Genomic DNA, 24972 nt, shown 5'->3' on the forward strand with positions numbered 1-24972 from the left:
GGACGTGGCGAACGGCGCGCAACGACATTTGCAACGAGACCTGCAAAGGGATCTCGGCGTTCGTGTCGGCTTCGCCAGCGAGACCGGCAAGCGCGCCGCCAATGAGGACTATGTCGCGGCCTGCCTGGGCCAGCCGGGCACGCTGCACCGCGATGTCGTGGCCGCGGTCGCCGACGGCGTCGGCGGCCACAAAGGCGGGCGCGAAGCCGCGGAAGTCGCGGTCCGCAGCTTCATCGACGCCTATTATTCGTTGCCCGAGACGCTCGGCGTCCGCCGCCGCGCCGCGCGGGCGCTGGAAGCCGCCAACAGCTGGATCCATGGCCAGGGCCGCGTCGATGCCGCGCGCAGCGGCATGGCCTGCGCGTTCTCCTCCATCATCCTGTCGCGGCGGCAATGCCATGTGATCCATATCGGCGACACCCGCGCCTACCGCCTGAGCGACGGACGGTTGGAGCGGTTGACGCAGGACCATATCGCCGGCCGCGGCGACCTCGCCCACATGCTCAACCGCGCCATCGGTTTCGAGGAGTTCGCCCGCTTCGATTACACCTCCGTCGGGCTCCGGCAGCATGATCGTCTCGTGATCTGCAGCGACGGGGTTCACGGCGCGCTCGGCGATTCCCGCCTCCAGCAACTGCTGGAGGAACGCACGCCGCCCGACGAATCGGCGCGCAGCATCGTCGATGCCGCGCTCGCGGCGGGCAGCAGCGACAACACGACCGCGCTGGTGCTCGACGTCGTCGACCTGCCGCCGGCGGATCGCGACGACCTGACCCACGCGATCGCGACCTTGCCGATTTTGGACTTGCCGGAGAGCGGCGACACGATCGACGATTTCGCGCTCCACGACGTGCTGTCCGACGGACGCTACAGCCGCCTGTTCAAGGCCGTCGACAAGCGTGCCGGCCGCGAAGTCGTGCTGAAGTTTCCGCATCCGCGGGTCGCCAGCGAAGGCTCCTACCGCCTCGCCTTCGTGCGCGAGGCCTGGGTCGCCGCGCGCGTGCGAAGCCTCTGGATCGGCGAGATCATCGAGGTGCCGGCGGAGCGGCAGACCAGGCTCTATTCGGCGATGCCGCTCTACGAGGGCGAAACGCTGGAGCAGCGGCTCAACCACGCGCCGCGGCTGTCGCTCACCGAGGGCATCGCGATCGCCACCAAGCTGGTGCGCGCGGTCACGGCGCTGCACCGCGCCGGCATCATCCATCGCGACATCAAGCCCGACAACGTGATCCTGCTGAAAGACGGCGGATTGCGCCTGGTCGACCTCGGCGTCGCGCGCGTGCCGCTGCTGGAGGATTTTCCCGCCGAGGATATTCCGGGCACCGCGAGCTACATGGCGCCCGAACTTTTCGGCGGCAAGGCCGGCGATGAGGCCTCCGACCTGTTCGCGCTCGGCGTCACCGTCTACCGCATGTTCACCGCGAACTATCCGTTCGGCGAGATCGAGCCGTTCTCGCGGCCACGGTTCGGCAAGCCGGCGCCGTTGTCACGTTACCGGCCGGACCTGCCGGCCTGGCTCGATGCCGTGATCGGCAAGGCGCTCAGCGTCGAGCCCGCGCAACGCTTCGGCGACGCCATCGAGTTCGCGCACGAACTGGAAAACGGCGCGACCTGGGCCGGCCCCGCCGTCACGACCCGCAAATCGCTGCACGACCGCGATCCCGTGACCTTCTGGAAGGTGCTGTGCGCGATCCTGGCCCTGATCATCGTGGTGCTGCTGGCGCGACATTAGCGGGCTATTGAAGAGGTCTTCAATGGCGGCGACGAAGCTGACTTCACCGGGAAACTTCTTCAACTTCCTGCCAATGGCGCGAACGCAAACGTTACTGAGCTTTCGTTACAAACGGACAACCGCCTTCCGCGAGCGGCCGCCAGGCTTCGTCCGGCGAAATCGTGGCGATCACCTTTTCATAGTCCCAAGGCTCGCGCGATTCGGATGGCGATTTGGCCTGGACCAAATACATCGAACGCATCACCTGCCCGTCCTCGCGGATCTGTGCATTCTGTGTCATGAAATCGTTGACCGGAAGCTTGCGCATGGCGGCGGCAACGGCGCCGGGATCGTCGGTTCCGGCCGCCTGCACTGCCTTCAGATAGTGCATCACTCCACTGTAGACGCCGGCCTGGATCATGGTCGGTGCCTGCCCGTGCCGACGCGCCATAAAGCGATGACCGAAGGTCCGGGTTGCCTCGTTCTGGGTCCACGAAAACGACGTCGCGTAGATGATGCCCTGCGCCGCCTCGAGGCCGAGCGAATGCACGTCCGTGATCAACATCAGAAGAGCGACGATGTTCTGGTCGGCAGATTTTCCGATGCCGAACTCCGCAGCCTGCTTCAGGCTGTTGACCGTATCGCCGCCCGCGTTCGCCAATGCGATAACTTTCGCCTTAGAGTTCTGTGCCTGAAGCAGGAACGACGAGAGGTCCGACGCGCCGAGCGGATGGCGAACCGAGCCGACGACCTTGCTTCCCGCGGTCGTGATGAAGCTCGATGCGTCACGCTCCAGCGCATGACCGAAGGCATAGTCCGCGGTCAGGAAGAACCACGTATCCGAGCCCTTCTTGAGCATGGCCTTGGTGACGGCGGAGGCTTCAGCGTAGGTGCTGTAGGTGAAATGAAACCCATACGGCGAGCACTGCTTTCCGGTAAGATCGGAGCTGCCAGGCCCGGAAATCACAAAGATGCGCTTCTTCTCGCGGGTGATGCCCTGAATGGCCAGCGCCGTCGCGGAATTGCCGCCATCGGCAATCAGATCGACGCCGTTCTCGTCGATCCAACGACGCGCGATGCCGGAGGCGATATCCGGCTTGTTCTGATGATCGGCTGACATCAGCTCGATCTTCTTTCCGAGCACGGTCGGGCCGAAATCCTCGATCGCGAGGCGGGCCGCTTCCACCGAGCCCTCGCCCCCAAGATCGGAATAAAGGCCCGACATGTCGTTGATGACGCCGATCCGCACCACGTCGCCGGACACCTGCGCGCGCCCGGACCCGACCGCAGCCAGGCACAAGACCGCCGCGAGCGCGGCCGCAATCGATCGCATGGAACCTCCCCTCGATGTCTTTCGTTTTCTTATGGTCAGGCCGTCAGGGATCCGACCGCTTGACCGAATGTGACCGGCTCCTCGCTCAGCATCAGATCGATGGCTTCGCGCTCCCACGCGTCATCGGCCGGGGCCAGCGGATCCTTCGTCGACAGGCGATGCTCGAGCACAAAGCGCGATAGCAGCAGGCGCCGCGGATCGACCTCCGGCTGGCACCCTTCCCAGGCCAGAACGATGGCCGATGCCACATGGTAGAGCGCGCCAGCCGCAAGACGTGCCGAGTGCTCCGACTGGCGATCGGCTGCCACCCGCCCGGCAAAGGCAATCGAGCGATCGAGCGCGACCCGGAGCCGCTCGCGGAACGGCTCGGGCAATACCTTCGCCTCCTCGAGGCGCGCCTGCAGCGCCGAGGCAAGCGCCCGGTGCGCGCCGCTCTTGCCAACGGCGCGCGAAATGATGTCGAGCGCGTTGATGTTGCTGGTGCCCTCCCAGAGCACGCCGACATGGGCGTCGCGCACCAGCCGCGGCTGCACCCATTCCTCGATGTAGCCGTTGCCGCCGCGCACTTCCATCGCGCCGGTGGCGACCGGAATGTTGTCGCGGCAGGCGCGGTACTTCAAGAGCGGCGTCAGGATGCGCAGCAGCTCCTTCGCCTGCGCCGAGCCGGCATTGGCATCGTCCATCGCGCGCGCGGCCACCAGCATCATCGACAGCGCCTGCTCGGTCGGCACGATCAGCTTCATCAGCTGACGGCGCAGCAGCGGGAAATCCATGACGCGCTGGCCGAACGCCACGCGCGACGAGGCGCTGACGACAGCTTCGTTGACACAGCGCCGCATCATCGCCGCAGCACGCACGCCGTGCGACAGGCGCGAGAGGTTGACCTGCTCCATCATCTGCTTGAGACCCTGCATGGGATCGCCGACCAGATAGGCAACCGCGTTGTCGAGCCGGATCTCGCCTGACGCCATCGATTTGGTGCCGAGCTTGTCCTTGAGACGGACGATCCGGTAGCTGTTGCGCCGGCCGTCTTTCAGGCGGCGCGGCAGCGCGAACAGCGCGAGCCCCCTGGTGCCGTCGGGCGCGCCCTCCGGCCGCGCCAGCATCAGCGCGACGTCGGCATCGGCGTGGGAGCAGAACCATTTGTCGCCGGTCAGGCGCCAGACGTCGCCATCCCGGCGCGCAATGGTCTCGACGGCGCCGACGTCGGAGCCGCCGGCGCGCTCGGTCATGAACTGGGTGCCCTTCCACAGGCTCGCCATGTCGTCCGACAGCATCTTCGGCAGCAGATAGGCCTTGAGCTCATCCGAGCCGAACTTGCGGACCAGGTGCGTCGAGGTGTCGGTGACGCTGATCGGGCACATCAGCCCGAACTCGGACTGCACGAACAGATACTGAAACACGTATTTGGCCACCGCCGGCAGCGGCCGGTCCATGCCGAGCACGCCGGCGCGATGGCTCATGGCGTGAAACTGAAAATCGCCGAAGGCGATCGCCTCCATCTCCCGGTAGGCCGGATGATAGTCGATCCAGTCCTCGTCGCGGCCGTAGGCGTCCCTCGGATTGAGCACCGGTGCGTGCTTGTCGGCGATCCGTGCCAATTGGTCGAGCCTGCCGCCCGCCAGTTCGCCGAGTCGCTTGAAGTGCGGCTCCAGCCGCTCGCGATCCTCGCGCGCCAGATAGAGCCCCAGAAGGCCGCAAAGTCCGCGATCGAGATCATAGAAGTTGAGGCCTGCGCAATCACGCGAGATGTGGCGGGCCGGATCGGCGGCATCGTTGGAGCTGCGAAGGTCGCGCGCGCTCATCTGCATCGAGGATCTCCTTGTTCGGGATGACGTCGCAGCAGCCTTGCCGGTGCGCGCGATGTCATCGCTCGGTGTTCAAACTTCGTCTGCAACATCGGGAACGATCGCGGCGATGTCTACCGGCGGAGCCACTTGCGAGAATAATTTCAGATACGTGGAGGAAATGCCGTCTGCTCGGGGATCGCACGCCAAGTCCTGCTGCACCGCGGAGCCTTGACCTCCACTGGTTTCGCTGCACATTCGACAGCAGAAGGCGACAATGAATGTTGCAGCGCACCAGACTTGCGCTGCGTCCAAGGACACGAACGGCAAGATGAAGGGCGTTCGCACCGATACCCAGCCCCCGTCCCGGCGGGGCCGCAGGCGCATCGTCGCCGACCGCGTACGCCTGCAAGCGGACGATCCCGCGGCGATGGTGATCGAGGCTAACAGGCATGACGAGTTGTTTCGCGCCGCCGACGGCCGTCCCGATCCATCCGTCGTCAAGTCGGCGCATCGCGTGCTCCCCATCTTCGAGTATTTTGCCGAGATCGAACGGCCCGCGGCCATGACCGAGATCGCGCGCCGGCTGAACTATCCACCGTCCAGCACGTCGGCGCTGCTGAAGAGCCTCGTCGAGCTCGGCTATCTCGACCATGACCGGCAGGCGCGCAGCTACCGGCCGACGGTCCGCGTCGCCCTGCTCGGCGGCTGGCTCACGAGCCAGACGCTGCCGGGGGCGACGCTCGATGCGATCACGCGCGAGCTGCATGAAGCGACGCGGCTGACGACCTTCGTGGTGGCGCGCAACCAGCTCTACAGCCAGTATATCCGCGTGCTGCAGGGAACCACGCCTGTGCGCTACTATCTCGAGCCCGGCGCACGGCGGCTCCTGACCCACTCGACCCCGGGCCGGGTGTTTCTCAGCCTGATGAACGACGAGGATGCGCGGCGGATCGTGCAGCGGATCAATGCCGAGGAGGCGCCGTCATCCGCCGTCCGCTTCGGCGATATCCAGCATGCGCTGGCGACAATCCGGCGCCAAGGATTTGCCTACACGCGCGACATGGGCACGCCCGGCCTGAGCGCGATTGCGATGCGGCTGACCGAGGCCGACCAGACGCCGCCGCTTGTCATCACCGTTGCAGGCCCGAGCTCGATCGTCTCGGCGGAAGGCAAGGCGATCATCGGAAAGATGCGCGAGCTGGTCGAACGGCAGTCGCCCGGCCTGCTGCCGCAGATCGACATCGACGCGCCACCGATCGAGACCTGAGATCGGGCGGCTTAGCACCTGCGATTCCTCATCCGTCATGGCCGGGCTTGTCCCGGCCATCCACGTCTTCGTGCCTGATTGGAGCAAAGACGTGGATGCCCGGCACAAGGCCGGGCATGACGAGCAAACCAAAAGAGCCTGATTTTCGTTGACCGCATCTTCAGTCAAACTCTACGACCCCGCGCGGCGGATCGTGATCCGGGTCTCGTCGGTCATGTCCTTGAGCTCCTTGTTCGGCTCACGATAGAGGTGACGCTCGATCTGGACGGTCCGGCCGTCGGTGGTCTTGCTGCAGGTCTCGTCGACGAATACGCCGCCGACCTCCTGCTTGTCGGCGCCCGGCTTCGCCTCCGCGCAGGTCCAGCCGTCCTCGCCGTAGCGCGACTTCGCCTGCAGGCCGAGCAGGAACGCCTTCTTGCGCAGATAGAGCCGCGCCTTCGGATCGGTCTCGATCGTCAGCGCCGCGATCCTGGCGTCCTTGTCGATCATCACGGTCAGGATCGCCGGATGGCCGCCGACCATGGTGCCTTCCCGCGCGGTCTCGCGGTCATACTCGAAGCGGATGCCGCGCAGCTGGTCTGGCCCGGCCGGGCAAGCCGCCCACTGCGCCCATTCCGCCAATCGGTGCGTCTTCTCTCCGACGCAGGTCAGGTTGATGTATCCCGCGTCGGGAACCTTGCCGATGTCCATGCCGACATTGATGTCGCGCAGGTCACCTGCCGTCGCCATCGCCGGCACGGCCACGGTGACCGACGCGGCGAAGACGAGCCCGCGGATTGCCGATCGCTGCTTGCTCATGGCTTTGCCTTCTCGCTCTGGTCGGACGACGCGGCAGCGTGGCCGGCCTCCTTATAGATGTTACAGACGCGCGAGCCGTCGCCGAAGAAGGCGATGCATTCGTCATAGCTCGGCTCACCCTTGCCCTTGACGTGGGCGAGCACGTAATCGGCGACGGCCTCGATCTCGTTCGGCCGCAGGAACACATTCGCCTCGGGCGGCATGCGGTCGGCGACATCCTGTCGGGTCATCTCGTAGCATTTCGTGGTGTCATAGGAGCCGCGCACGAAGAACGGCATGCCGGTGCCCGGCCGCCCGCACGTCACGGTCTCGATGATCTGCTCGCGCGTCAGCTCGGTCTTGCGCAGCGATAGCGCGTCGCCGCCATAACCGCCGCCGCCATTGCCGTGCCATTTGTGGCAGCCGACACAATTGCCGCGCTTGAACACCGCCTTGCCGGCGTCTGTAGGATCGCTCGCCGACTGTGCCTGCACCGCACTCACAAATCCCATCACGAGCGCGCAGCCGAGCCACGCGCCAACCAGCCATGTTTGTTTCATTTGTTCTGTTTCTCTTGGCCAGATCGACGCGGGAGGCCTCTTACCGAAGCCTCCCGCGCCTACGACATCAAAGGGCGAACACGTAGAGCATCGAGCCCGGCTGCATCCGCTTCAGCTCGGGCGTGGCATCGATGAACCACTTGTCCCAGGCACCGCCGAGGCCGACCAGGATCGCGACATACTGCTTGCCGTCCACCGAGAACGTCATCGGAGGCGCATTGACGCCACCGCCGGTGTTGAACTGCCAGAGCTGCTGCAGCGACTTCGCGTCATAGGCGATCACCTCGCCGGACGGCTGTCCAGAGAACACGAGGTCGGGCGTCGCCAGGATGCCGCCGAGGTTCGGGAATTGCGTCTCCGCCTTCCCTGCCACCTTGCCGGTGGTGACGTCGATCGCGGTCACGCTGCCGGTGATCTTGACGTTCTGGCTCGGCCCGCCGCCGGTGAAGAACTCGCGCGCCTTCACCTTGTCCGGCGTCATCTCCTCGACCTTGATGTGGTTGCAGCTCTCGATCACCGGAATGTACCAGAGCTTCAGGTTCGGATTATACGCGGTCGGCGGCCAGTTCTTTCCGCCCATGTTGCCGGGGCAGATGTCCGTCTCCTTGTTGGTGCGGCTCGGCGTCACCGACGCGTTGTACTTCTGCACACCCTGCTTCGGATCATACTCCACCGGCTTGCCGGACTCGGGATCGAGCCCCTTGGTCCAGGTCACCTTCTTGACGAAGGGCAGACCCCAGATGAACTTGCCGCTGTTGCGATCGACCGCATAGGCAAAGCCGTTGCGGTCGGCCTCAAGCGCGAGCTTCAGCGTCGTGTTGTTGGGGCCGGGGACGTCGACCAGCACGTTCTCCGCCACGCTGTCATAGTCGTAGGGATCGTTCGGCGTATGCTGGTAGTGCCACTTGATCTTGCCGGTGTCGGCATCGAGACCGAGCGACGAGTCGGTGTAGAGGTTGTCGCCGGGCCGGTATTCGTTGTCCCAGTCCGGTCCGGGATTGCCGACGCCCCAGACGATGGTGTTGGTCGACGGGTCGTAGCTACCGGTGACCCAGGTCGATCCGCCGCCGCTCGCCTTGGCGTTCTTGTCGTCCTTCCAGGTCTCGGAACCGGGTTCGTCCTTGCCCGGGATGGTGTGGGTACGCCACACTTCCTTCTGGCTCTTCAGGTCGGTCGCGGCGATCCAGCCGCGAATGCCGTATTCGGCGCCAGCGACGCCCGTGATCGCCATGCCCTTGACGATCAGTGGCGCGCCGGTGATCACCTCACCCTTGTCGGGATCGGCGACCTGACGCTGCCAGGCGACCTGCCCGGTCTCCTTGTTGGTCGCGATCAGGCGGCCGTCGAGCGTGTGCGAGATCACGAGGTTGTCCCACAGCGCGACGCCGCGGTTGTCGACGCCGCAGCAGGCGACTGCGCCGGCCCAGTCGTGGTCGGTCTTGGGATCCATCTTCCAGAGCAGCACGCCTTTGCCGCCGTGCGCGTCGATCTTGTAGACCGAGCCCCAGCCGTCGGTGACGTACATGAATCCGTTCTCGACGATCGGAGTTCCCTCCAGGCCGCCGTGCCCCCAGATTCCGCCGCCCTCGACGCCGCCGAGATGCATGGTCCAGGCGACCTTCAGGTTCTTGACGTTGTCCTTGTTGATATCCGCCAGCGACGAGAAGCGGGTCGCCGAATAGTTCTTGTGATGGTGCAGCCAGTTGCCTGCTTCCTTGTCAGCATTGAGCAGGCGATCCTGGTTGACATCGTCGGCGAGCGCGAAAGAGCCCGCGAAGGTCGCTGCGGATGCTACTGCCGCCGCAAGCATGTGCGATTTAACCCAATTCAACCTTGTCATGAGTTCATTTCCTCCGGATCTAGCATTCTTCATTGATCGAGCCGCCCGTCACATACGGGCGATCGCGCGAGAAGCCTTGAGTCCCGGCGATCGGCTGTGCCGCCCGCCGCCTTCCTAGTCACTTGTCTTCACTTGTCTTCACTTGTCTTCACTTGTCTTCACTTGTCTTCACTTGTCTTGGGTCACTTCTGGACCTGTACCTCCGTCTCGATGGTGCCTGCTTTCTGAAAAACGACCGCGCACTTGAAGGTCTCGCCCGGCGCGACCGCCTGACGCAACTGCAGCAGCATGACGTGATAACCGTCGCGCTTCAGTTCGAGCGTTGTCTTGGCCGGGACTGGTATATTGGATATCGAGCGCATGGCGGGGGCGCCTTCGCCGCGATCGACGATGTGGCGCTCGGAAAAATTCGCGACCGGGCAGCGCACACGGAGCAGCGCATCGGCGCTGTCGGCCTCGTTCTTGATCGTCATCGTCAAGGGAAGGTCCCCGCCCGCTTTGTCGGCCGCCGGTACACGCGCATCCACAATCTCCAGGGATTCGTTCGCGACGGCGTTGTGCATCACTCCGAACGTGCTGATCAGGCAGAATAATGGCAACGCGATCCACGATCTGCGCTTGACGGTCCTGCACGCAACGGCGCAATGCAACCCCCGCTCGAACGACATCAAGTTTTCTCCCGACGTGATTTTTGCGGCATTGTTTCATGCTTCGTCGCGCGCGACCAGCAATTGAAGATAGGGAACCCAACATCAATGCGATTTCGGCACGCATGGCCGTCATGCTAACTTTTTGTGCATGAGCGACCTCGATACACTTCAGCCGGCAGAGCGTGACGCAGCGCATGCTGCGTTGCGTGAGGTGATCGGCAGGACAACGGCCGACGCCGTGACGCCGATCTCAGGCGGCGCCACGTCGGCGCGATTGTTTCGGATCGATGCAGGCGGCAAGAATTATTTGCTACGGATCGAAGGCGTGCCCACCCCGCTGCGCAATCCGCATCAGTACGTTTCGCTGCGCATCGCGGCCGAGGCCGGCATCGCGCCACGACTCTATTATGTCGACGAAGCGTCGCGCGTCGCGGTGATGGATTTTGTGCAACGGCAGCCGCTCGATCGCTATCCCGGCGGCCTGCCGGCGTTGACAAAGGCGCTCGGCGAATTGCTGGCGCGGTTGCAGGCGACGCCGACCTTTCCGGCTTTCGTGCGCTATCCCGACATCGTCGCGCGCCTCTGGGCCCATGTCTGCCGCACCGGCCTGTTTGCGCCCGGCGTGCTAGACCGGTGCAACGACCATCTCGAGCGCATCCGCGCGGCCTATATCTGGGATGAGGCGAACTCGGTCTCGAGCCACAACGACTCGCTTCCCGCCAACATCCTGTTCGACGGCAACAGGCTCTGGCTGATCGACTGGGAATCCGCCTATCGCACCGATCCGCTGGTCGATCTCGCTGTTGTCGGCGACAGCTTCGCGCGAACGCCGGAGCTGGAGGAGATTTTGCATCGCGCCTGGCTCGGCCGCCCGCTCGACGAGGCGCTGCGCGACCGGCTCCGATTGGTTCGCGCCCTTACCCGCCTTTACTACGCCGGCGTGCTGTTCAGCGCATCCGCGACAGCGCCGCGCGCCGCACCCGACATGCGCATCGCGGCGCCGACGCTTGCCGAGCTCGCAGCAGCCACAAGCGCCGGCCGGCTCAGGATCGACACGCCGGCGGCCAAGCACGTGTTCGGCAAGATGTTCCTGGCCTCGTTCCTGACCGACGTCGCGACACCCGGCTTCGATCTTTCGGTTTAACGGTCAGCCCGGCGGATTGAACGTCCGCGCAAAGAACACCGGCGCTCTGGCCTTCTTCAACCGGTAGAGCTGCGCCGGCCGGTTCGGCCCCTTGCGCATCTTCGCGACCGGTTCGATCAAGTCAGCGGCGAGCATGCGGGTGCGGAAGGCGCTCTTCTCCAGCGGGCGGTCGAGCACGATCTCGTAGGTCCGCTGCAATTCCGGCAGCGTGAATTCCAGCGGCATCAGATAGGCGGGCAGCGAGGTGTACTCGACCTTGCTGCGCAAACGCTGCACCGCCGCCTGCAGGATCTCGGCGTGGTCGAAGGCAAGCTTCGGCCTCACCTTCTCTCCCTCGACCGCGAACCATTGCGCGTCCGCGGCCAGCGCGCCGCTCGCGGCGTGCTCCGGCAGCAATGCGAAGTAGGCATGCGTCGCAGACCAACCACGCGGATCCCTTGACGCGCTGCCCCAGCTGCCGAGCTGCTCCAAATACGGACTGACCACGCCGGTCTTGTCCTTCAGCTTGCGCGCCGCGCAGGCTTCGAGGTCGCGATCGCCGGCGATATCGACGAAGCCGCCGGGCAAGGCCCAAGACCCTGGAAACGGTTCGGTTTCCGCTTTTGGGCGTTGAACCAGCAGAACCTGAAGCGCGTCTGACCGTATGGCGAAAATGACGACGTCGACCGTCGTCAGCGGCCTCGGAAAGTCGAGTTCCGGCGTGCCCGCCATGCTGTCCTGCCCCTCTGCCATGCGGCGTGAACCTTTTCGCTGCTGGCCTTGACAATAGCATACTTAGTTGTACAGTACAACTAACTTAGTTGCCTAGACACACTTACTCAGGAGTGCACGCCATGTTCGGTCTCCGCTTCATCAAGGCCCAGCCGACCACCTATCTCATGAAGTACCGCCGCGGCGCGGTGACCCAACAGGGCGCCGGCCTGTCCGGCTTCTATTATGGCCCGGTCACCTCGTTGGTCGCGGTGCCGATCGGCAGCCGCGACGCCGCCTTCATCTTCCAGCAGATCGCACGCGACTTCCAGGCGCTGACCATTCAGGGCCATGTCACCTACCGGATCAGCGAGCCGCAGAAGGCCGCCGCGATGCTCAACTTCACCCTCAAGGCCGACGGCAAGACCTACGAGTCCGACGACCCGGAGCAGCTGCCGCAGCGGATTCTCGCGACCGTCGAGGTGCTGGCGCAGCAGGCGGTGAAGGAACTGACCCTGAAGGACGCGCTGCAGGCGGCCGATCGCATTGCCGGCCTGATCGAAGGCGGACTGCGCACCCGCGCCGATATCGCCGCCCTCGGGCTCGAAATCCTCGGCGTCTCGATCCGCGGCGTGAAGCCAACGCCGGACACCGCCAAGGCGCTGGAGGCCGAGGCGCGCGAGGCGATCCTCAAGAGCGCGGACGAGGCGATCTTCGCGCGGCGCAACTTCGCCGTGGAGCAGGAACGCGCTATCCGCGAGAGTGAGCTCGACACCGAGATCGCGGTCGAACAGAAGAAGCGCTCGATCCGGGAGACCCAGATGGACGCCGAAGCGAGCGTTGCGGCCAAGCAGGCCGAGCTGCGCGAGGCCGGCATGGTCGCCGACATCACTCTGGAGAGCAAGCGCAAGGATTTCGTCGGCCTCAACGCCGAGAACACCCGCACGCTGGCGGATGTCGAGGCCTATCGGGTCGGCGCGCTGATGAAGATCTTCGAGGGCGTCGACACCCGCGTGATCCAGGCGCTGGCCGCAGCCGGCATGCAGCCGGGACAGCTGATCGCGCAGGCCTTCAGCGGCATCGCCGAGAAGGCCGAGAAGATCGGCCAGCTCAACGTCTCGCCCGATCTGCTCAACACGCTGCTGGACAAGCCCGTGGTGGAGGCTCCCCGTGCCCGCCGACAATGACCGCAAGATCGTCCTCGTCACCCGCAAGACGCGGCTCGAGGAGCTGATCGCAAAATACCTGACAGCGGCGCAGGCACGCTTCTATGTCGAGCATCTCGGCGCCGACTTCTCCGACTACCAGCGCGAGCACGATGTCTACCATGCCGAGCGCCATGTCACCGTGCAGGCGCTGGAGCAATGGGGCCGCTACCAGATCATCGACCGGGCCTTTCTGCCGAACTTCATCTTCGGCCCCTCCGACATCGTGGTGGCGCTCGGCCAGGACGGCCTCGTCGCCAACACGATGAAATATCTCGACGGTCATCCGCTGATCGGACTCAATCCGGATGCCAGGCGCTATGACGGCATCCTGCTGCCGTTCGTGTCGCGCGATCTCCCTGCCCTGCTGCGCGAGGTCGCAGGCGACAGACGCGGCCACAAGGCGGTGACGATGGCCAAGGCCGCGCTCACGGACGGCCAGATGCTGTACGCCGTCAACGACCTCTTCATCGGCGCGCGCACGCATACATCAGCCGTCTACGAGATCGCTCTCGCCGACCAGAAGGAGCGTCAGTCCTCGAGCGGCCTGATTGTCGCGACCGGTCTCGGCTCGACCGCCTGGTTCAAGAGCATCGTCACCGGTTCGCTCGCGATCGCAGGCAGCTTCGGCGGTGGCGCCGGCAGCCCGCCTTACCTGCCGCAGGCCTGGGACGCCGGCGCGCTGCGCTTTGCGGTGCGCGAGCCGTTTCCTAGCCGCACCTCGCAGGTCACGCTCGTCTGCGGCAGCCTCGAACGCGCCGAGCGCCTCAGCGTCCGTTCGCTGATGCCCGAGAACGGCGTCATCTTCAGCGACGGCATCGAGGCTGACCGGCTCGACTTCAACTCGGGAACGGAAGCCCAGATCACGGTCGCGGAGCGCGAAGGACGGCTGGTGGTGTGAGGCCGCCGCGCGCAGCTCACTGCGGCACCGGGTGCAACCGCGCCAGCTGGTCGAGCGACAACCCGGCTTCGCGATCGCTCAAGGGAAAGCGGACGATGATGTCCTGGCGCGCAAGCTGGCCCCACAGCGCGTCCGACGACCATTTCTGCGGCTCGGGTCCGCGCGGACCGTCAATCCAGATGAAATACCATTCCGTCATGGCACGCGACCAAAGCTCCCTCTCCGGAAGATTGGTCCTTCGCCGGCCAATCCGCAACGCCGGATTTTTCGCTAGCCTGCGGACCAGGAGCTATTCGTACGGCCGGCCGTCCTTGTGCAGGAAGCGGCCGTCGGAGCTCGGGCTCATCATGTCGATGTCGGAACAGGTGATGACGTCGGCACGCGAGCGCGAGCCGACCTCGAGATAGGTCGCCGTCATCTGCGACCGGTTGATCATGTGGTGCCCGTTGCCGGAATTTTTCGGGAAGGCCGCGCAATCGCCGGCACGCAGCACCGTCTCGCCGCCGTCCTCAATCAGCACCACCTCGCCCGCAAGCACATAGACGAACTCGTCCTCGTCCGAATGCCAATGGCGCTGGCTCGACCAGTTGCCCGGCGGCAGCCGCATCAGATTGACGCCGAAATCGGCGAGCCCGCCGGCGTCGCCGAGACGACGCCGGATTCGTTCCGCGCACGGTGCGGCGAATTCGGCCGGATAGCCGCTCCCCTTGCGTTCCGGCACTGTTGTCAGATCGATCTTCGGCATGGCAGCGTCCCCGGGGCGATGACAGCAAACGAATGCGTGACGTTAAGCGTGGACGTGCGGCTATCGCAACGGGCCGCCGGAATTGTGACGCTCGACCCTGTGCGACGTCAGGCGCGCCCGACCAGGTCCTTTGCCATCAGGATGTCGTCGTAGTAGCGGCCGTCGATCTTCAGGGCGTGCTTCTCCAGCCCGTACTCGACAAACCCCGCGCGCCGGTAGAGCCGGCAGGCAGGCTCGTTGCCCTTCACCACGACGAGCTGCACCAGCTCGACCGATTGTGCGGCGAGCGCGAGCGCGGCTTCGATCAGGAGACGGCCGACTCCGGCGCCCCGCGCCGCCTGCCGCACATACATCCCGACCAGCATGCCCTTATGCTGCCGTTTCGGCCCGACTTCGCGAACGAAGCCGACAATGCCGGCGAGTTCACCGCCCCGAAACGCACCAAGTATCACCGCCCCGTGCGCGAGCCTCTCGGCGAACCAGCCGACCGGATGAACACTCTCCGTCTCATACGCGCTGCCGAACGCTTCGGGGCTCAAGCGCAGCGCCTCGAGACGGACGTCGCGATAAAGCGCAGCGTCCGCAGGCAGGAGGCGGCGAATCTCGATTGATTGCGTCGTCATTCCGTGTCCTGTCTCCGTCGCCGCAGCATGGCCGATCGATCGGCATGTCGATCGCAATATCTATCGCGCCGCCAGCCTATTCCAAAGCGGAATGGAGCGGGTAAGGGAGTCGCCCCTGGTATCCACGATATCGGCCGTCGCACAGAGCTAGACTTCAGATGACGCTTGGCTGAAACTGGCGCATCGGGGAGAAGCCTGTGGTTTTTTGGATCGCGAGTACGGCTGGATTGGCGACCGCTTATCTTTTCGGCTCGATACCTGCGGGCTATCTGGCCGGGAAACTGCTGAGGGGTATCGACATCCGGGAGCACGGCTCCAGGTCCACCGGGGCGACAAACGTCTTGCGAACCCTGGGCAAGTGGCCCGCGTTGGCGGTCCTCTTGGTCGACGTGCTGAAGGGCGCGGCGGCGATCGCGTTTGCCCGCTGGTTTTATCCCTGGCTCGGGACATTACCGTCGGTCACGCCACCGACAGCGATCGATCTGCAAACCTTGCTGCCTTGGGCGGTCTGCCTGGCCGGACTTGCCGTATTGTTGGGGCACAGCCGCTCGATCTGGCTGAATTTTACCGGCGGCAAATCCGCCGCAGCAGGGCTCGGCGTGTTGCTGGCGCTGTCCTGGCCGGTCGGCTTAGGCGCTGCCGCAGCCTTTGGCGTTGTGCTGGCTGTTTCACGGATGGTGTCGCTTGGTTCGATGCTGGCGGCGCTCACTGCGATCGCACTGGTCTGCACCATGGAGCAGCCGATGCCCTATCGGCTGCTGGTCATTGCAGGCGGCCTTTATGTGATCGCGCGCCATCGTGCCAACATCCAGCGGCTGCTGGCCGGGACCGAGCCGCGCGTGGGATCAAGTGCTCACGAATCGAAAGCCGCTTCACAAGGCTAACGTGTGCGATCTATATGCGACCGACGTCGCAAGCATCGTGCTCACGCCGTTGGGTGTGCCCCTGAAATCGCCTCGATGACGTTTGACGAATGCGTCACAAAGCCGAAGCATTTCTTGACGTTGAACAGGGTTGCTTCAACGCAGTAGCCCGGCGAGGTCGTTGCGCAGCAGTCTTCGACCAGAAGGCAACCGTAGCCCAGGAAGTTCGCGTCGGTGAGCGAATGCAGCACGCATTGATCGGTGTTGACGCCGGCAAACAGGATCGTCTTGGTTCCGAGATTGCGCAGAATGCTGTCCAGCGGCGTGTCCCAGAAGCCGCTGATCCGGTATTTGTCGACGTGAATGTCCTCGGGCTCCTGCTTCAATTCATCGACAACGGCCGCGGCCCAGCTGTCCTTCTGCAGCACGCGCGCGCCACTGCCCGGCAACGGCTCGCCAAGGCCGATGCCGACGCCCTTCGGCTTGTAGAGATGGAGCTGGTTCGGCGCCATGTTCTTCAGATCGGGCCGATTGCCCCAGTTCAGCCAGATGACGTGCACGCCCGCCTTCCGCAACACCGGGAGAAGTTTCTGCAGCGGCTCGATCGGCGCCCGATCCGGCGTGTGGTCGAGGCCGAGATGGTCGACCCATCCCCCCTTCGCGCAGAAGTCGTTCTGCATGTCGACGACGATGAGAGCGGTGCGATGCAGATCGACCGTCACCGTTTGGGGCTGCGCGTCGATCGTGACCGCCCTGGGCGGCGGCGGCGCCATCGCCATGTTGACGTTGGTGTCGTCGACCAGCCATTTGTAGCCGGGAGCAGACCCAAGAGGATTGGCGGTGCTGGGCGCGGTAGATTCCGCGGCCTTTGCTAAAGTGGAACTCGTCATCGGACTTTCCTCCCTTGCCTATGTTTTCTTGAAGTCTGTTGCGATCAGCCGCCGCGTTCGAACGGAATCGTCAGGGCCGAGGGCTGCCTGCTCTTTCCGACGAAGCCCGCGATGGCGACCAGCGCCAGCAGATATGGCAGCAGCAACAGCAGCGCGACCGGCACATCGAGCTGCAGCGCCGGCACCAGGAATTGCAGCGCGGTCGCAAAGCCGAACAGCAGGCACGCCGCCAGCGTGTACCAGGGGTTCCAGCCGCCGAAGATCACGGCCGTGATCGCGAGGTAGCCTGCTCCCTTGGTCATGTTCTCGGTGAACGTATTGCTGTCCGCGACCGACATGAACGCGCCGCCGAGGCCGGCCAGGATGCCGGCGTAGAGCACGCCGAGATAGCGCGTCCTGGCCACGCTGATGCCGGCCTTGTCCGCGGCGCGCGGGTCCTCGCCGACCGCCCGCACCGCCAGTCCGAACGACGTGTACTTCAGGATCAGCCACGTCACGACGACCATTAGGATGCTGACATAGGCAAGGCCGGTCTGGTTCGCCAACGCCGGCCCGATCACCGGGATCTGAGCGAGCCAAGGCAGATTGAGCTGCGCGAAGCCGGGAATCGGATCGCGCGACAGCGGCCCGAAGATCTCACGGTAGAGAAACGTGGTTGTTCCCAGCGCCAGGATGTTGAACCCGATCCCCACCACCAATTGATTTGCGCGTAATGTCACGCTCAACACGGCCTGGACCGCGGCAACCGCCATCGCGACCAATACGCCGGCCGCCACGCCGAGAAGCGGCGAGCCGGTCGCCCACGATGCCAGTGCCGCCGTGAAGGCCGACATCAGCATCATGCCATCGAGGCTGAGATTGAGCACGCCGGCGCGCTCGCTCAGCATCTCGCCGGTTGCGGCGAAGATGATCGGAACCGCGAGACGAAGCCCGGAACCGATGAACACGGCCATTTGTTCGTCAATCATCGGGTCACCTTTCGGTTGGTGAGGATTGCGGAGCCTGCAATGACAATGACGATCAGGCCCTGGCAGATCAGAACGACCGCGGACGGGACGTGCGCCGAGATTTCCATGTTGATGGATCCCGATCGCAGGAATCCGAACAGCAACGCGCCGATCACCACGCCGGTGGCCGAGCCGCGCGACAGCAGACCGACTACCAGGCCGTCAAATCCGTAACCGGACGAGAAATCGCTCGTCAGATAGAACTGCTGGCCGAGAATCATGATCGCGCCGCCGAGACCGCCCAGGCCGCCGGAGACCGTCATGGCCAGGATAACGTAGAAGCTCGTCCGCATGCCCGCACGGCGGGAGGCCGTCGCATTCAAGCCGACGGCACGCAGTCGCAGACCGAGCGTGCTGTGCTTGAGCACCAGCCACACCACGACGACCGCGATCGCCGCGATCAGCAGACCGATATGGAGCGGAGATCCATTGTCGGGGAACAGCAGCGGCAGCTTGGTCGTGTCAGGAATCTCCGCCGATTCCGGCAGCGACGACACGTCGCTGATCGGCTTGCGCAGCAGGTGAAAGGACTCGACGGACCAGTACACCAGCGGCAGCGCAATGAAGCTGAGCAGCAATGTGCTGATGACCTCGTTGGTGCCGCGCGCAGCCTTGAGGAAGCCCGCGAGGCCGCCCCAGACGGCTCCGGCGATGGTCCCGACGGCGAGCGGCACGATGAACGCCAGTCCCAAGGGCAGGTCGCCGGCGCCATGCAGGGCCGCTGCCGTCGCGAACATGCCGCCCATCGCGATCTGCCCCTCGCCGCCCACATTGGTCAGGTTGGCACGGCTGGCGAAGATGAAGCCGAGACCGACCAGCGCGAGGCTGATGGCGCGATTGATCGAGGCACCGATGTTGAAATCGCTTCCGGCCATGCCGTCCCAGAAGGCTTCGATCGCCTCGAGGACGGACGCACCCGTGGCGGCGATGATGAGCAGGCCGATCCCGAGCGCGATAAGGGTCGATATCACCGGAACCAGAACCTGCAACGGCACAAGCTCGAGCCTCGCGCCCTTTGCGACCCGCGCGAGCTTCGGATTTTTCATAACCATGGCCAACCTAGACATGCGCATGCCCCGACATCATCGCTCCGATCGCCTCGCGGCTGAACGACCCGGCGGCGAGCTCGCCAACCAGCCTTCCTCGGTAGATCACCGCGATCCGGTCCGACACCGCCATCAGCTCCTCGAGCTCGCTGGAGATCAAAAGCACCCCGAGGCCGTCATCGCGCGCGGCACGAATGCGATTGTAGACCGCCTCGATCGCGCCGACGTCGAGGCCGCGCGTCGGCTGCGCCGCGAGCAGGAACACCAGCGGATCGAGCGAGAGCTCGCGTGCAAGCACCGCCTTCTGTTGGTTGCCGCCCGAGAGGCTCGCCATCGAAACATCGGGGCTGCTCGCCCGCACGTCGAAGTCGCGCATCATCGCCTCCGCCGCCTTGCGGCGCGCCGACTTATCGAGCAGGCCGAAACGGCTGAATTTTCCGATCGCGCCGAGAAACAGGTTCTCGGCAACCGACAATTCCCTGATGCAGGCCACCGCATGGCGATCCTCGGGAACGATGCCGACGCCCGCATCGGTGATCTCCTGCGGCGTGCAGCCGCCGACCTGTGTCCCGCCGACGACGATCGCGCCGGCGCTTGGCGAGGCGAGACCGGCCAGGATCAGTCCGAGCTCGGTCTGGCCGTTGCCCTCGACGCCCGCGATCCCGACGATCTCGCCGGTCCCGACCGTGAGGCTCAGGCCGTCGAGCCGCGGCACGCCATGCGGGTCGCGATACACGAGGTCCGAGATCTGCAGCACCGCCTCGCCCGGCGACACCGGGCCCGCTGCGTCCGAGGTGGGTTTCGCCGGCGTCTTGCCTTCGATGTCGACCGCCGCAGCGAGCACCGAGCCTGCCGACTGGACGTCGCGGCCGACCATCGAGCGCACCAGCGACCGGATGTCGGCGCCCTCCATCGTGACGGTCTCGATGATCCGGCCCTGCCGCAGCACCGTGGTGCGATCGGCCACCCGGCTGATTTCGCCGAGCTTGTGCGTCACCAGGATCACGGACTTTCCGCGCAGCGCCACCTGGCGGCAGATCGCCAGCAGCGCGTCGATCTCATCCGGCTGCAGCACGGCCGTCGGCTCGTCGAGCACGAGCAGTTGCGGATCGCCGAGCAGGCATTTGATGATCTCGACCCGCTGCCGCTCGCCGACCGACAGCGCATCGATCCGCGCCTCGGGGTCGATTTCGAGGCCGTATTCGGCGGCGAGCTGCTCCATCCGCACGATGATGTCCTGCGGCTTCAGCACCGCGCTGGCGCGACCGAGCATCAGGTTCTCGGCCACGCTCATGTTGGGCACCAGGCTGAAATGCTGATGCACCATCACGACGCCGCGCTGCAGCGCTTCCGCCGGGCCGCGCGGATCGAACGGCTCGCCGCCCAGCGTCATCGTGCCGGCATCCGGCCGGTGCACCCCGAACACCAGGTTGCACAATGTCGATTTGCCGGCGCCGTTCTCGCCAAGCAGGCAGTGCACCTCGCCGCGCTCGATCAGCAGCGATATGTCGTCGAGCGCGGTGAAAGCCCCGAAGCGCTTGGTCAAGCCAGACAGTTCGAGAAGAGCCACGGTCAGCCCACCTTGACTTTGATCTTGTTCGACAGCAGGTCGTCCTTGAGCTCCTTGATCTTGGCCTGGATCTCCGGCGTCGCACCGGCGCAGATCTCGATGTCGGCCGAGCGCGGCCCCATAGCGAGGCCGAACTGCTTGTACTCCGGGTGCCACGCTCCGGCGACGGCCTGGTCGATGGCGTATTCGACCATGAAGCCGATGCCGCTGACCGTGTAGGCGATGTAGAGCGGGTTGTTGTCGGAGCAGTAGTTGGTGTAGCTCCCGATCATCCTGGTGCCCTTCTCGCGCGCCGCCTGCTCCATTCCGCGCACGCCGAGATTGAGGATGTTGTAGTGGACGTCGGCCCCCTGCGCGATCGCGGCAAGGGTCGCCTCCTTCGCCTTGGCGACGTCGTCGAAGTCGCCGGTGTAGGTCACGAAGCATTTGGTATCCGGCTTGACGTACTTGGCGCCGTTCGCGAATTCCGTTCCGGTGTTGACGATGGCCGGAATTTCAAGACCGCCGACGTAGCTCACCGCCCCGTTCTTCGACATCATCGCGGCGACCGCGCCGGCAATGAAGCCGATCTGGGCCTGCAGCACGTCGTACTGCGCGACGTTTTCGGTCGGCTGTCCGGTCGGGCCGACGATGGAAAACTTCACCTTCGGGAATCGCTTGGCGACCTTGAGCACCGATGCCTGGGTCTGCCCCGCGGCGCCGATCACCATGTCGTTCTTGGTCGCGAGCGTGACGAGCGCCTGCTCCATGTCGGCGAACTTGACGTTCTCGATCGACGTGATCACGACCTTCTTGCCGTGGCGCTGCTCGGCCGCCTTCATGCCGTTATAGGCCGACTCCATCCAGCCATGGTCGGCCCGCGACCCCGGAATGAGAATGCCGATGCGCAGCGGCTTCGCATCGTCAGCGAAGGCGAGCCGGCCCGATGAACCGATGAAGGCTGCCGAGAGCAGACTTGTTTGCAGAAATGCACGACGGGTACCGTTCATGTGTTTCCTCCTGTTCGTTCCCGGTGTCGCCGCATTGTTGCGGCATTTTTTCAGTCGGCGGCGCGACCGCGCCGTCGTTCTCAAGATCGCAGCAACGTCATCTCGCGGTCATCGCCGCCAGCGCGCCGACAGCGTCGACAAAGCACTTCATCGGAGCCTGCACGACGCCGGCGCCGATGATCCCCATGCCCGGCTCCTTGTGCGCCGTTGCGGTGTTGATGACCGGCCGCATGCTCTCGTCCACAACCTTGCGGATGTCGATGCCGACCGGCGCTCCGATGAAGTCGAGCATCGGCAGAGTGAAGCCGGGATTGCGACCGATCGTGACGTGCGCCATCTCGCGCGAATAGCGCAGCGCGTCCTGCGGCGTGCCGCCGACGAACTGGACCATCGCGGGAGCTGCGGCCATCGCGAACGCACCGAGCCCGGCGGTCTCGGTGATCGCGCTGTCGCCGATGTCGGGATTGGCATCGGCCTCGCTGAAGCCGGGCAGGAACAGGCCGACCGGGATGTCGGCCGGACCGACGAACCATTGCCCCTTCAGTCCGCTGACCCTGATGCCGACATTCACGCCGTTGCGCGCCATTGCGGTGACGATGCTGCTGAACGGCACGCCGTGCGCGGCATCCATGGTCGCCTTGCAGGCCGCCATCGACAGGCTGAGGAAGAACATGTCGTCCGCCCCGATCGTCCGCAGCGTCTCGTGGACGATGTCGCGCGAGATCGGGGACTTGAGCAGCGATTCCGTGACGGCGCGATACAGCAGCAAGGTCGCAGCGGTGTTGCGATTATGGACGTCGTCGCCCATGTGCAGCGACTGCGACATCAGCGGCTTCAACGGCAATCCGCCGTCGATGCCGGCGACGGCGGCCTTCAGGCATGGAGCCAGCACATTCTCGATCAGCTTGAGGCCGTCGATCACCTCGGGCGCGAAGGCACCGAACCGCAATGTCTTGGCGCCGCCGGATTCCATCATCGGCGCATAGGCGCGATTGCCGGTGGTCTGGTTCAGCACCACGAAGAGCGGCATCGAGGGCGAGATGATCCCGGTCATCGGCCCGACCGCGCCGAATTCATGGCACGGCGCGAAGCGGATGCCGCCTGCCGCGACGAGTTGCTCGGCTTCTTGCTGGGTCGTCGCCCATTTTTCGTAAAGGATTGCGCCGACGACGGCCCCCTTCATCGGGCCGCACATATGGTTCCAGGCGATCGGCGGACCGGCATGGAGCAGCGTCCGGCCCATGTCCGGCCAGACCTCGGATGCGTGCGCCGCGACGTCGACCCATACCGGCTGCGCGGTCAGGATGCGCTCGAGCACTTCCGCATTGGCGCGATCGATCCGTGACCCCAGGCAGTCGGCATCACCGGCGTCGCCAACCAGTTGCGCGAGGCTCCAGGCGACCTCGGGACTTCCGTCGCCGACCGGCTGCCACTGCAGACGCACCAGCAGGGCCCCGCTGCTCTCGACACCGCGATCGAGGCCGGAGGCGCCAAGGCTGATGACCGATGTCTTGTTCTGGAGCGCGGAAGAGGCTGCGTTCATCATCGTTCTCCACCTTGCATCGCGCGGCGCCCCGTGGCGTTGTCGTCCGCGGCCACGCGGCTCGCGATAGCTTGCGCGGAAAGCGCTGCGCCCGTGCTGCTGCCGACAATCTCGGCGCCGGCGTCCGCCAACATGGCTTTCTGGGTCTCATAGGGCTGCGGATCTGAACCCGTGCCGCAGACGAAGCAGACCACGGGAAGCTCCCGCCCCTGCGCTCGCGCCGCGGCCTTCGCCCGGCGGATCGCCGGAGCCAGGATCTCTGCCGGATTGGGGTGGCTGCCGTAACCAAGCACGACGTCCAGAACGATGCAGGCGACGGTCGGATCGTCCGCCTCCTTCAGCAACCGTTCGATCCGCACGCCGTAGTCGATCATCGGATGCGGACGTCCCACCGTGAATTCGTCACTGCCCAGATCGATCGCCGTGTGCCCGTGGCTCTCTGCCACGTCGGCGAGACGATCTGCGCCGGCAAGCGGCGCGTTCGACCGGGCACGAATGCCCGCCGCCCGCCAAATGGTCTGGGCTTCCGAGCAGAACGTACCACCGGAGTAGAGACCGCGCAGGTAGCGCTGCGAGGGTGCCAGCGACGCACAAACCCTCGTTGCGAACTGTTCGATGGACTGTTCGTCACCCCCGGGTTGGCGCGCTCCCGCAAGCACGATGACCTGCCGCGCCGTCTCCTCAAGCGACGACGTGCGGTGAACATTGCCGGCGGATGCTGCCGGCTCGCCGCCGAGGAAGCAGATCACCACCGGCTTTCCGATCGCACGAGCGCGCTCGATGACCCGCTTCTGCACATCTGGCGCAGGAGGCTTGGAGACGATGGCGACAACTTTGGTCTGCGCGTCGGCGGCCAGCAGCTCCAGGCCCTGCAACATCGTGATGCCACCGACCTCGCTGGAAACGTCGTGGCTGCCAGTGCCGATCGCCTGCGAGATGCCCTGGCCATGACGATGGATCTGGCACATCACCTCTTGCAGGCCGGTGCCCGACGCTCCGACGAGCCCGATCACACCCCGCCGAACGACGTTGGCAAATCCAAGCGGCACGCCGTTGATGATGGCCGTGCCGCAATCCGGTCCCATCACCAGCAGGCCCTTCCGCGCCGCAACGCGCTTGATGGCCACCTCTTGTTCGATCGGCACGTTGTCGCTGAACAGCAATACGTTCAGGCCCTGGCGCAGCGCCTTCAAGGCTTCTGCCGCGGCATAGGGGCCCGGCACCGAGATCAAGGCGAGGTCGGCATGATCGGCGATCGCGACGCCGCCGGAGATTGAACGCGGCGGTGCTTCCGCCGCGGCTTCAGTCGATCCGCCCTTCGGTTCTTCGCCGGCGATCAGGGAGTGGATCTCGCGCTCCGCGGCTACGCGCTTTTCGGGCGCATCGTCCGCCACGACGATCATGATATCGCCCGGCTTGGCGCTCTCGAGCGCCGGACTCATTAGCCCGGCCTGCTGCAGGAACTCCTTGTTGCTGCGCGTTCCCATCAGCAGCGTGACCCGCTGCACGCCGGTCCGCGCGACCGTGACCTGCGAAATCCGCATCAACGACACGGAATCCTTATACAGGTTCGCCCTTATGCTGGATTGAATGGCCATTGCCTTGTCGTTCCCTTGAATCCCGCAGGCTGCTTGTTTGTCTTGTGTTTGAGCTTGAGCCAGCGGCCAGCTCGATTGCCTGATCAGAATGAGGCGCCGACGCACCTCAACTGCTTCAACTCGGTGAGCGCGGGCGCCACTGCGGCCATCAAGAGCGGACCGCCATCTTGCTCGACACTCGAATGCAGATTGGCGCGGGCGGATGTCCCGTTGATGCGCCAATCCCGGCG

Annotated in this window: 23 protein-coding genes; 6 read left to right on the top strand and 17 right to left on the bottom strand. The window is 65.1% G+C overall.

Annotated features, from left to right (window positions below):
- The first annotated feature begins 4 nt into the window (after positions 1-4).
- Complete coding sequence (locus tag Q0030_RS32400; RefSeq protein WP_298376598.1) at positions 5-1732, top strand: bifunctional protein-serine/threonine kinase/phosphatase; 1728 nt, start codon at positions 5-7, stop codon at positions 1730-1732.
- A gap of 91 nt (positions 1733-1823) precedes the next feature.
- Here the strand turns inward: Q0030_RS32400 and Q0030_RS32405 are convergent, their stop codons facing one another.
- Positions 1824-3044, bottom strand: a complete 1221-nt coding sequence (locus Q0030_RS32405; RefSeq protein ID WP_298376600.1) for an ABC transporter substrate-binding protein — start codon at positions 3042-3044, stop codon at positions 1824-1826.
- A 35-nt stretch (positions 3045-3079) separates the two neighbouring features.
- Positions 3080-4855, bottom strand: coding sequence for an acyl-CoA dehydrogenase family protein (locus tag Q0030_RS32410; RefSeq protein ID WP_298376603.1), 1776 nt, complete (start codon positions 4853-4855; stop codon positions 3080-3082).
- Between the two features lie 253 nt (positions 4856-5108).
- Between Q0030_RS32410 and Q0030_RS32415 the strand changes: the two genes are divergently transcribed.
- Complete coding sequence (locus Q0030_RS32415; protein WP_298376605.1) at positions 5109-6101, top strand: helix-turn-helix domain-containing protein; 993 nt, start codon at positions 5109-5111, stop codon at positions 6099-6101.
- 171 nt (positions 6102-6272) lie between these two features.
- Here Q0030_RS32415 and Q0030_RS32420 read toward each other — a convergent pair whose 3' ends face one another.
- The 4 genes from Q0030_RS32420 to Q0030_RS32435 all read right to left on the bottom strand — a co-directional run bounded on the left by Q0030_RS32420 (position 6273) and on the right by Q0030_RS32435 (position 9946).
- Positions 6273-6899, bottom strand: a complete 627-nt coding sequence (locus tag Q0030_RS32420; RefSeq protein ID WP_298376608.1) for a hypothetical protein — start codon at positions 6897-6899, stop codon at positions 6273-6275.
- Positions 6896-7438 carry a c-type cytochrome gene (locus Q0030_RS32425; protein ID WP_298376611.1) on the bottom strand — a complete coding sequence of 181 codons (543 nt, stop codon included), beginning with the start codon at positions 7436-7438 and terminating at the stop codon, positions 6896-6898. The genes Q0030_RS32420 and Q0030_RS32425 overlap by 4 nt, the downstream gene beginning before the upstream one ends.
- Positions 7439-7505: 67 nt before the next feature.
- A complete protein-coding gene (locus Q0030_RS32430) occupies positions 7506-9278 on the bottom strand; it encodes a PQQ-dependent dehydrogenase, methanol/ethanol family (protein ID WP_298376614.1) in 1773 nt (590 codons plus the stop codon).
- Between the two features lie 182 nt (positions 9279-9460).
- Positions 9461-9946: a copper chaperone PCu(A)C gene (locus tag Q0030_RS32435; protein ID WP_298376617.1), complete on the bottom strand. Its 486-nt coding sequence runs from the start codon at positions 9944-9946 to the stop codon at positions 9461-9463.
- 130 nt (positions 9947-10076) lie between these two features.
- On the opposite strand from Q0030_RS32435, the gene Q0030_RS32440 reads away from it, so the two are divergent.
- Positions 10077-11072: a phosphotransferase gene (locus Q0030_RS32440; RefSeq protein ID WP_298376620.1), complete on the top strand. Its 996-nt coding sequence runs from the start codon at positions 10077-10079 to the stop codon at positions 11070-11072.
- A gap of 3 nt (positions 11073-11075) precedes the next feature.
- Here Q0030_RS32440 and Q0030_RS32445 read toward each other — a convergent pair whose 3' ends face one another.
- A complete protein-coding gene (locus Q0030_RS32445) occupies positions 11076-11804 on the bottom strand; it encodes an NUDIX domain-containing protein (protein ID WP_298376623.1) in 729 nt (242 codons plus the stop codon).
- A 101-nt stretch (positions 11805-11905) separates the two neighbouring features.
- On the opposite strand from Q0030_RS32445, the gene Q0030_RS32450 reads away from it, so the two are divergent.
- Both Q0030_RS32450 and Q0030_RS32455 read left to right on the top strand, forming a co-directional pair.
- Positions 11906-12949: an SPFH domain-containing protein gene (locus Q0030_RS32450; protein WP_298376625.1), complete on the top strand. Its 1044-nt coding sequence runs from the start codon at positions 11906-11908 to the stop codon at positions 12947-12949.
- On the top strand, positions 12933-13868 hold the full coding sequence (locus Q0030_RS32455; protein ID WP_298376628.1) for a sugar kinase: 936 nt from the start codon (positions 12933-12935) through the stop codon (positions 13866-13868). Before Q0030_RS32450 ends, Q0030_RS32455 begins: the two co-directional genes overlap by 17 nt.
- Positions 13869-13884: 16 nt before the next feature.
- On the opposite strand, the gene Q0030_RS32460 is transcribed toward Q0030_RS32455, so the two are convergent.
- The 3 genes from Q0030_RS32460 to Q0030_RS32470 all read right to left on the bottom strand — a co-directional run bounded on the left by Q0030_RS32460 (position 13885) and on the right by Q0030_RS32470 (position 15236).
- Positions 13885-14067 (bottom strand): hypothetical protein, encoded by a 183-nt coding sequence (locus tag Q0030_RS32460; protein ID WP_050420832.1) that lies wholly within the window; start codon positions 14065-14067, stop codon positions 13885-13887.
- Positions 14068-14157: 90 nt separating this feature from the next.
- Entirely contained in the window at positions 14158-14613 is a 456-nt protein-coding gene (locus Q0030_RS32465; RefSeq protein WP_298376634.1) for a cupin domain-containing protein, read from the bottom strand.
- A gap of 107 nt (positions 14614-14720) precedes the next feature.
- The gene (locus Q0030_RS32470) at positions 14721-15236 is read right to left on the bottom strand and encodes a GNAT family protein (RefSeq protein WP_298376637.1); all 516 of its coding nucleotides are present in this window, start codon (positions 15234-15236) and stop codon (positions 14721-14723) included.
- A gap of 197 nt (positions 15237-15433) precedes the next feature.
- On the opposite strand from Q0030_RS32470, the gene plsY reads away from it, so the two are divergent.
- Positions 15434-16120 (top strand): glycerol-3-phosphate 1-O-acyltransferase PlsY, encoded by a 687-nt coding sequence (plsY, locus tag Q0030_RS32475; protein ID WP_298376640.1) that lies wholly within the window; start codon positions 15434-15436, stop codon positions 16118-16120.
- Positions 16121-16161: 41 nt separating this feature from the next.
- Here the strand turns inward: plsY and Q0030_RS32480 are convergent, their stop codons facing one another.
- From Q0030_RS32480 to fdrA, 7 genes are all read right to left on the bottom strand, one after another.
- Positions 16162-16989 (bottom strand): cysteine hydrolase family protein, encoded by an 828-nt coding sequence (locus Q0030_RS32480; RefSeq protein WP_298376642.1) that lies wholly within the window; start codon positions 16987-16989, stop codon positions 16162-16164.
- Between the two features lie 44 nt (positions 16990-17033).
- On the bottom strand, positions 17034-17957 hold the full coding sequence (locus Q0030_RS32485; RefSeq protein WP_298376644.1) for an ABC transporter permease: 924 nt from the start codon (positions 17955-17957) through the stop codon (positions 17034-17036).
- Entirely contained in the window at positions 17954-19042 is a 1089-nt protein-coding gene (locus tag Q0030_RS32490; protein ID WP_298376647.1) for an ABC transporter permease, read from the bottom strand. The genes Q0030_RS32485 and Q0030_RS32490 overlap by 4 nt, the downstream gene beginning before the upstream one ends.
- A 13-nt stretch (positions 19043-19055) precedes the next feature.
- Entirely contained in the window at positions 19056-20612 is a 1557-nt protein-coding gene (locus tag Q0030_RS32495) for an ABC transporter ATP-binding protein (protein WP_298376649.1), read from the bottom strand.
- A gap of 2 nt (positions 20613-20614) precedes the next feature.
- Entirely contained in the window at positions 20615-21601 is a 987-nt protein-coding gene (locus Q0030_RS32500; RefSeq protein WP_298376652.1) for a BMP family protein, read from the bottom strand.
- Positions 21602-21698: 97 nt separating this feature from the next.
- Positions 21699-23144: a DUF1116 domain-containing protein gene (locus tag Q0030_RS32505; protein ID WP_298376654.1), complete on the bottom strand. Its 1446-nt coding sequence runs from the start codon at positions 23142-23144 to the stop codon at positions 21699-21701.
- On the bottom strand, positions 23144-24847 hold the full coding sequence (fdrA, locus tag Q0030_RS32510) for an acyl-CoA synthetase FdrA (protein WP_298376656.1): 1704 nt from the start codon (positions 24845-24847) through the stop codon (positions 23144-23146). Before fdrA ends, Q0030_RS32505 begins: the two co-directional genes overlap by 1 nt.
- Positions 24848-24972: the final 125 nt, after the last annotated feature.

The sequence above is a fragment of the uncultured Bradyrhizobium sp. genome (genome assembly GCF_947648125.1).
In the GTDB taxonomy this organism is placed as follows: Bacteria; Pseudomonadota; Alphaproteobacteria; order Rhizobiales; family Xanthobacteraceae; genus Bradyrhizobium.

Excerpts from the sequence above, each read along its gene's own strand:
- Q0030_RS32405 (WP_298376600.1), bottom strand. The coding sequence starts at position 3,044 with ATGCGATCGATTGCGGCCGCGCTCGCGGCGGTCTTGTGCCTGGCTGCG.
- Q0030_RS32410 (WP_298376603.1), bottom strand. The coding sequence starts at position 4,855 with ATGCAGATGAGCGCGCGCGACCTTCGCAGCTCCAACGATGCCGCCGAT.
- Q0030_RS32415 (WP_298376605.1), top strand. The coding sequence starts at position 5,109 with ATGAATGTTGCAGCGCACCAGACTTGCGCTGCGTCCAAGGACACGAAC.
- Q0030_RS32420 (WP_298376608.1), bottom strand. The coding sequence starts at position 6,899 with ATGAGCAAGCAGCGATCGGCAATCCGCGGGCTCGTCTTCGCCGCGTCG.
- Q0030_RS32425 (WP_298376611.1), bottom strand. The coding sequence starts at position 7,438 with ATGAAACAAACATGGCTGGTTGGCGCGTGGCTCGGCTGCGCGCTCGTG.
- Q0030_RS32430 (WP_298376614.1), bottom strand. The coding sequence starts at position 9,278 with ATGACAAGGTTGAATTGGGTTAAATCGCACATGCTTGCGGCGGCAGTA.
- Q0030_RS32435 (WP_298376617.1), bottom strand. The coding sequence starts at position 9,946 with ATGTCGTTCGAGCGGGGGTTGCATTGCGCCGTTGCGTGCAGGACCGTC.
- Q0030_RS32440 (WP_298376620.1), top strand. The coding sequence starts at position 10,077 with ATGAGCGACCTCGATACACTTCAGCCGGCAGAGCGTGACGCAGCGCAT.
- Q0030_RS32445 (WP_298376623.1), bottom strand. The coding sequence starts at position 11,804 with ATGGCAGAGGGGCAGGACAGCATGGCGGGCACGCCGGAACTCGACTTT.
- Q0030_RS32450 (WP_298376625.1), top strand. The coding sequence starts at position 11,906 with ATGTTCGGTCTCCGCTTCATCAAGGCCCAGCCGACCACCTATCTCATG.
- Q0030_RS32460 (WP_050420832.1), bottom strand. The coding sequence starts at position 14,067 with ATGACGGAATGGTATTTCATCTGGATTGACGGTCCGCGCGGACCCGAG.
- Q0030_RS32465 (WP_298376634.1), bottom strand. The coding sequence starts at position 14,613 with ATGCCGAAGATCGATCTGACAACAGTGCCGGAACGCAAGGGGAGCGGC.
- Q0030_RS32470 (WP_298376637.1), bottom strand. The coding sequence starts at position 15,236 with ATGACGACGCAATCAATCGAGATTCGCCGCCTCCTGCCTGCGGACGCT.
- Q0030_RS32480 (WP_298376642.1), bottom strand. The coding sequence starts at position 16,989 with ATGACGAGTTCCACTTTAGCAAAGGCCGCGGAATCTACCGCGCCCAGC.
- Q0030_RS32485 (WP_298376644.1), bottom strand. The coding sequence starts at position 17,957 with ATGATTGACGAACAAATGGCCGTGTTCATCGGTTCCGGGCTTCGTCTC.
- Q0030_RS32490 (WP_298376647.1), bottom strand. The coding sequence starts at position 19,042 with ATGAAAAATCCGAAGCTCGCGCGGGTCGCAAAGGGCGCGAGGCTCGAG.
- Q0030_RS32500 (WP_298376652.1), bottom strand. The coding sequence starts at position 21,601 with ATGAACGGTACCCGTCGTGCATTTCTGCAAACAAGTCTGCTCTCGGCA.
- Q0030_RS32505 (WP_298376654.1), bottom strand. The coding sequence starts at position 23,144 with ATGAACGCAGCCTCTTCCGCGCTCCAGAACAAGACATCGGTCATCAGC.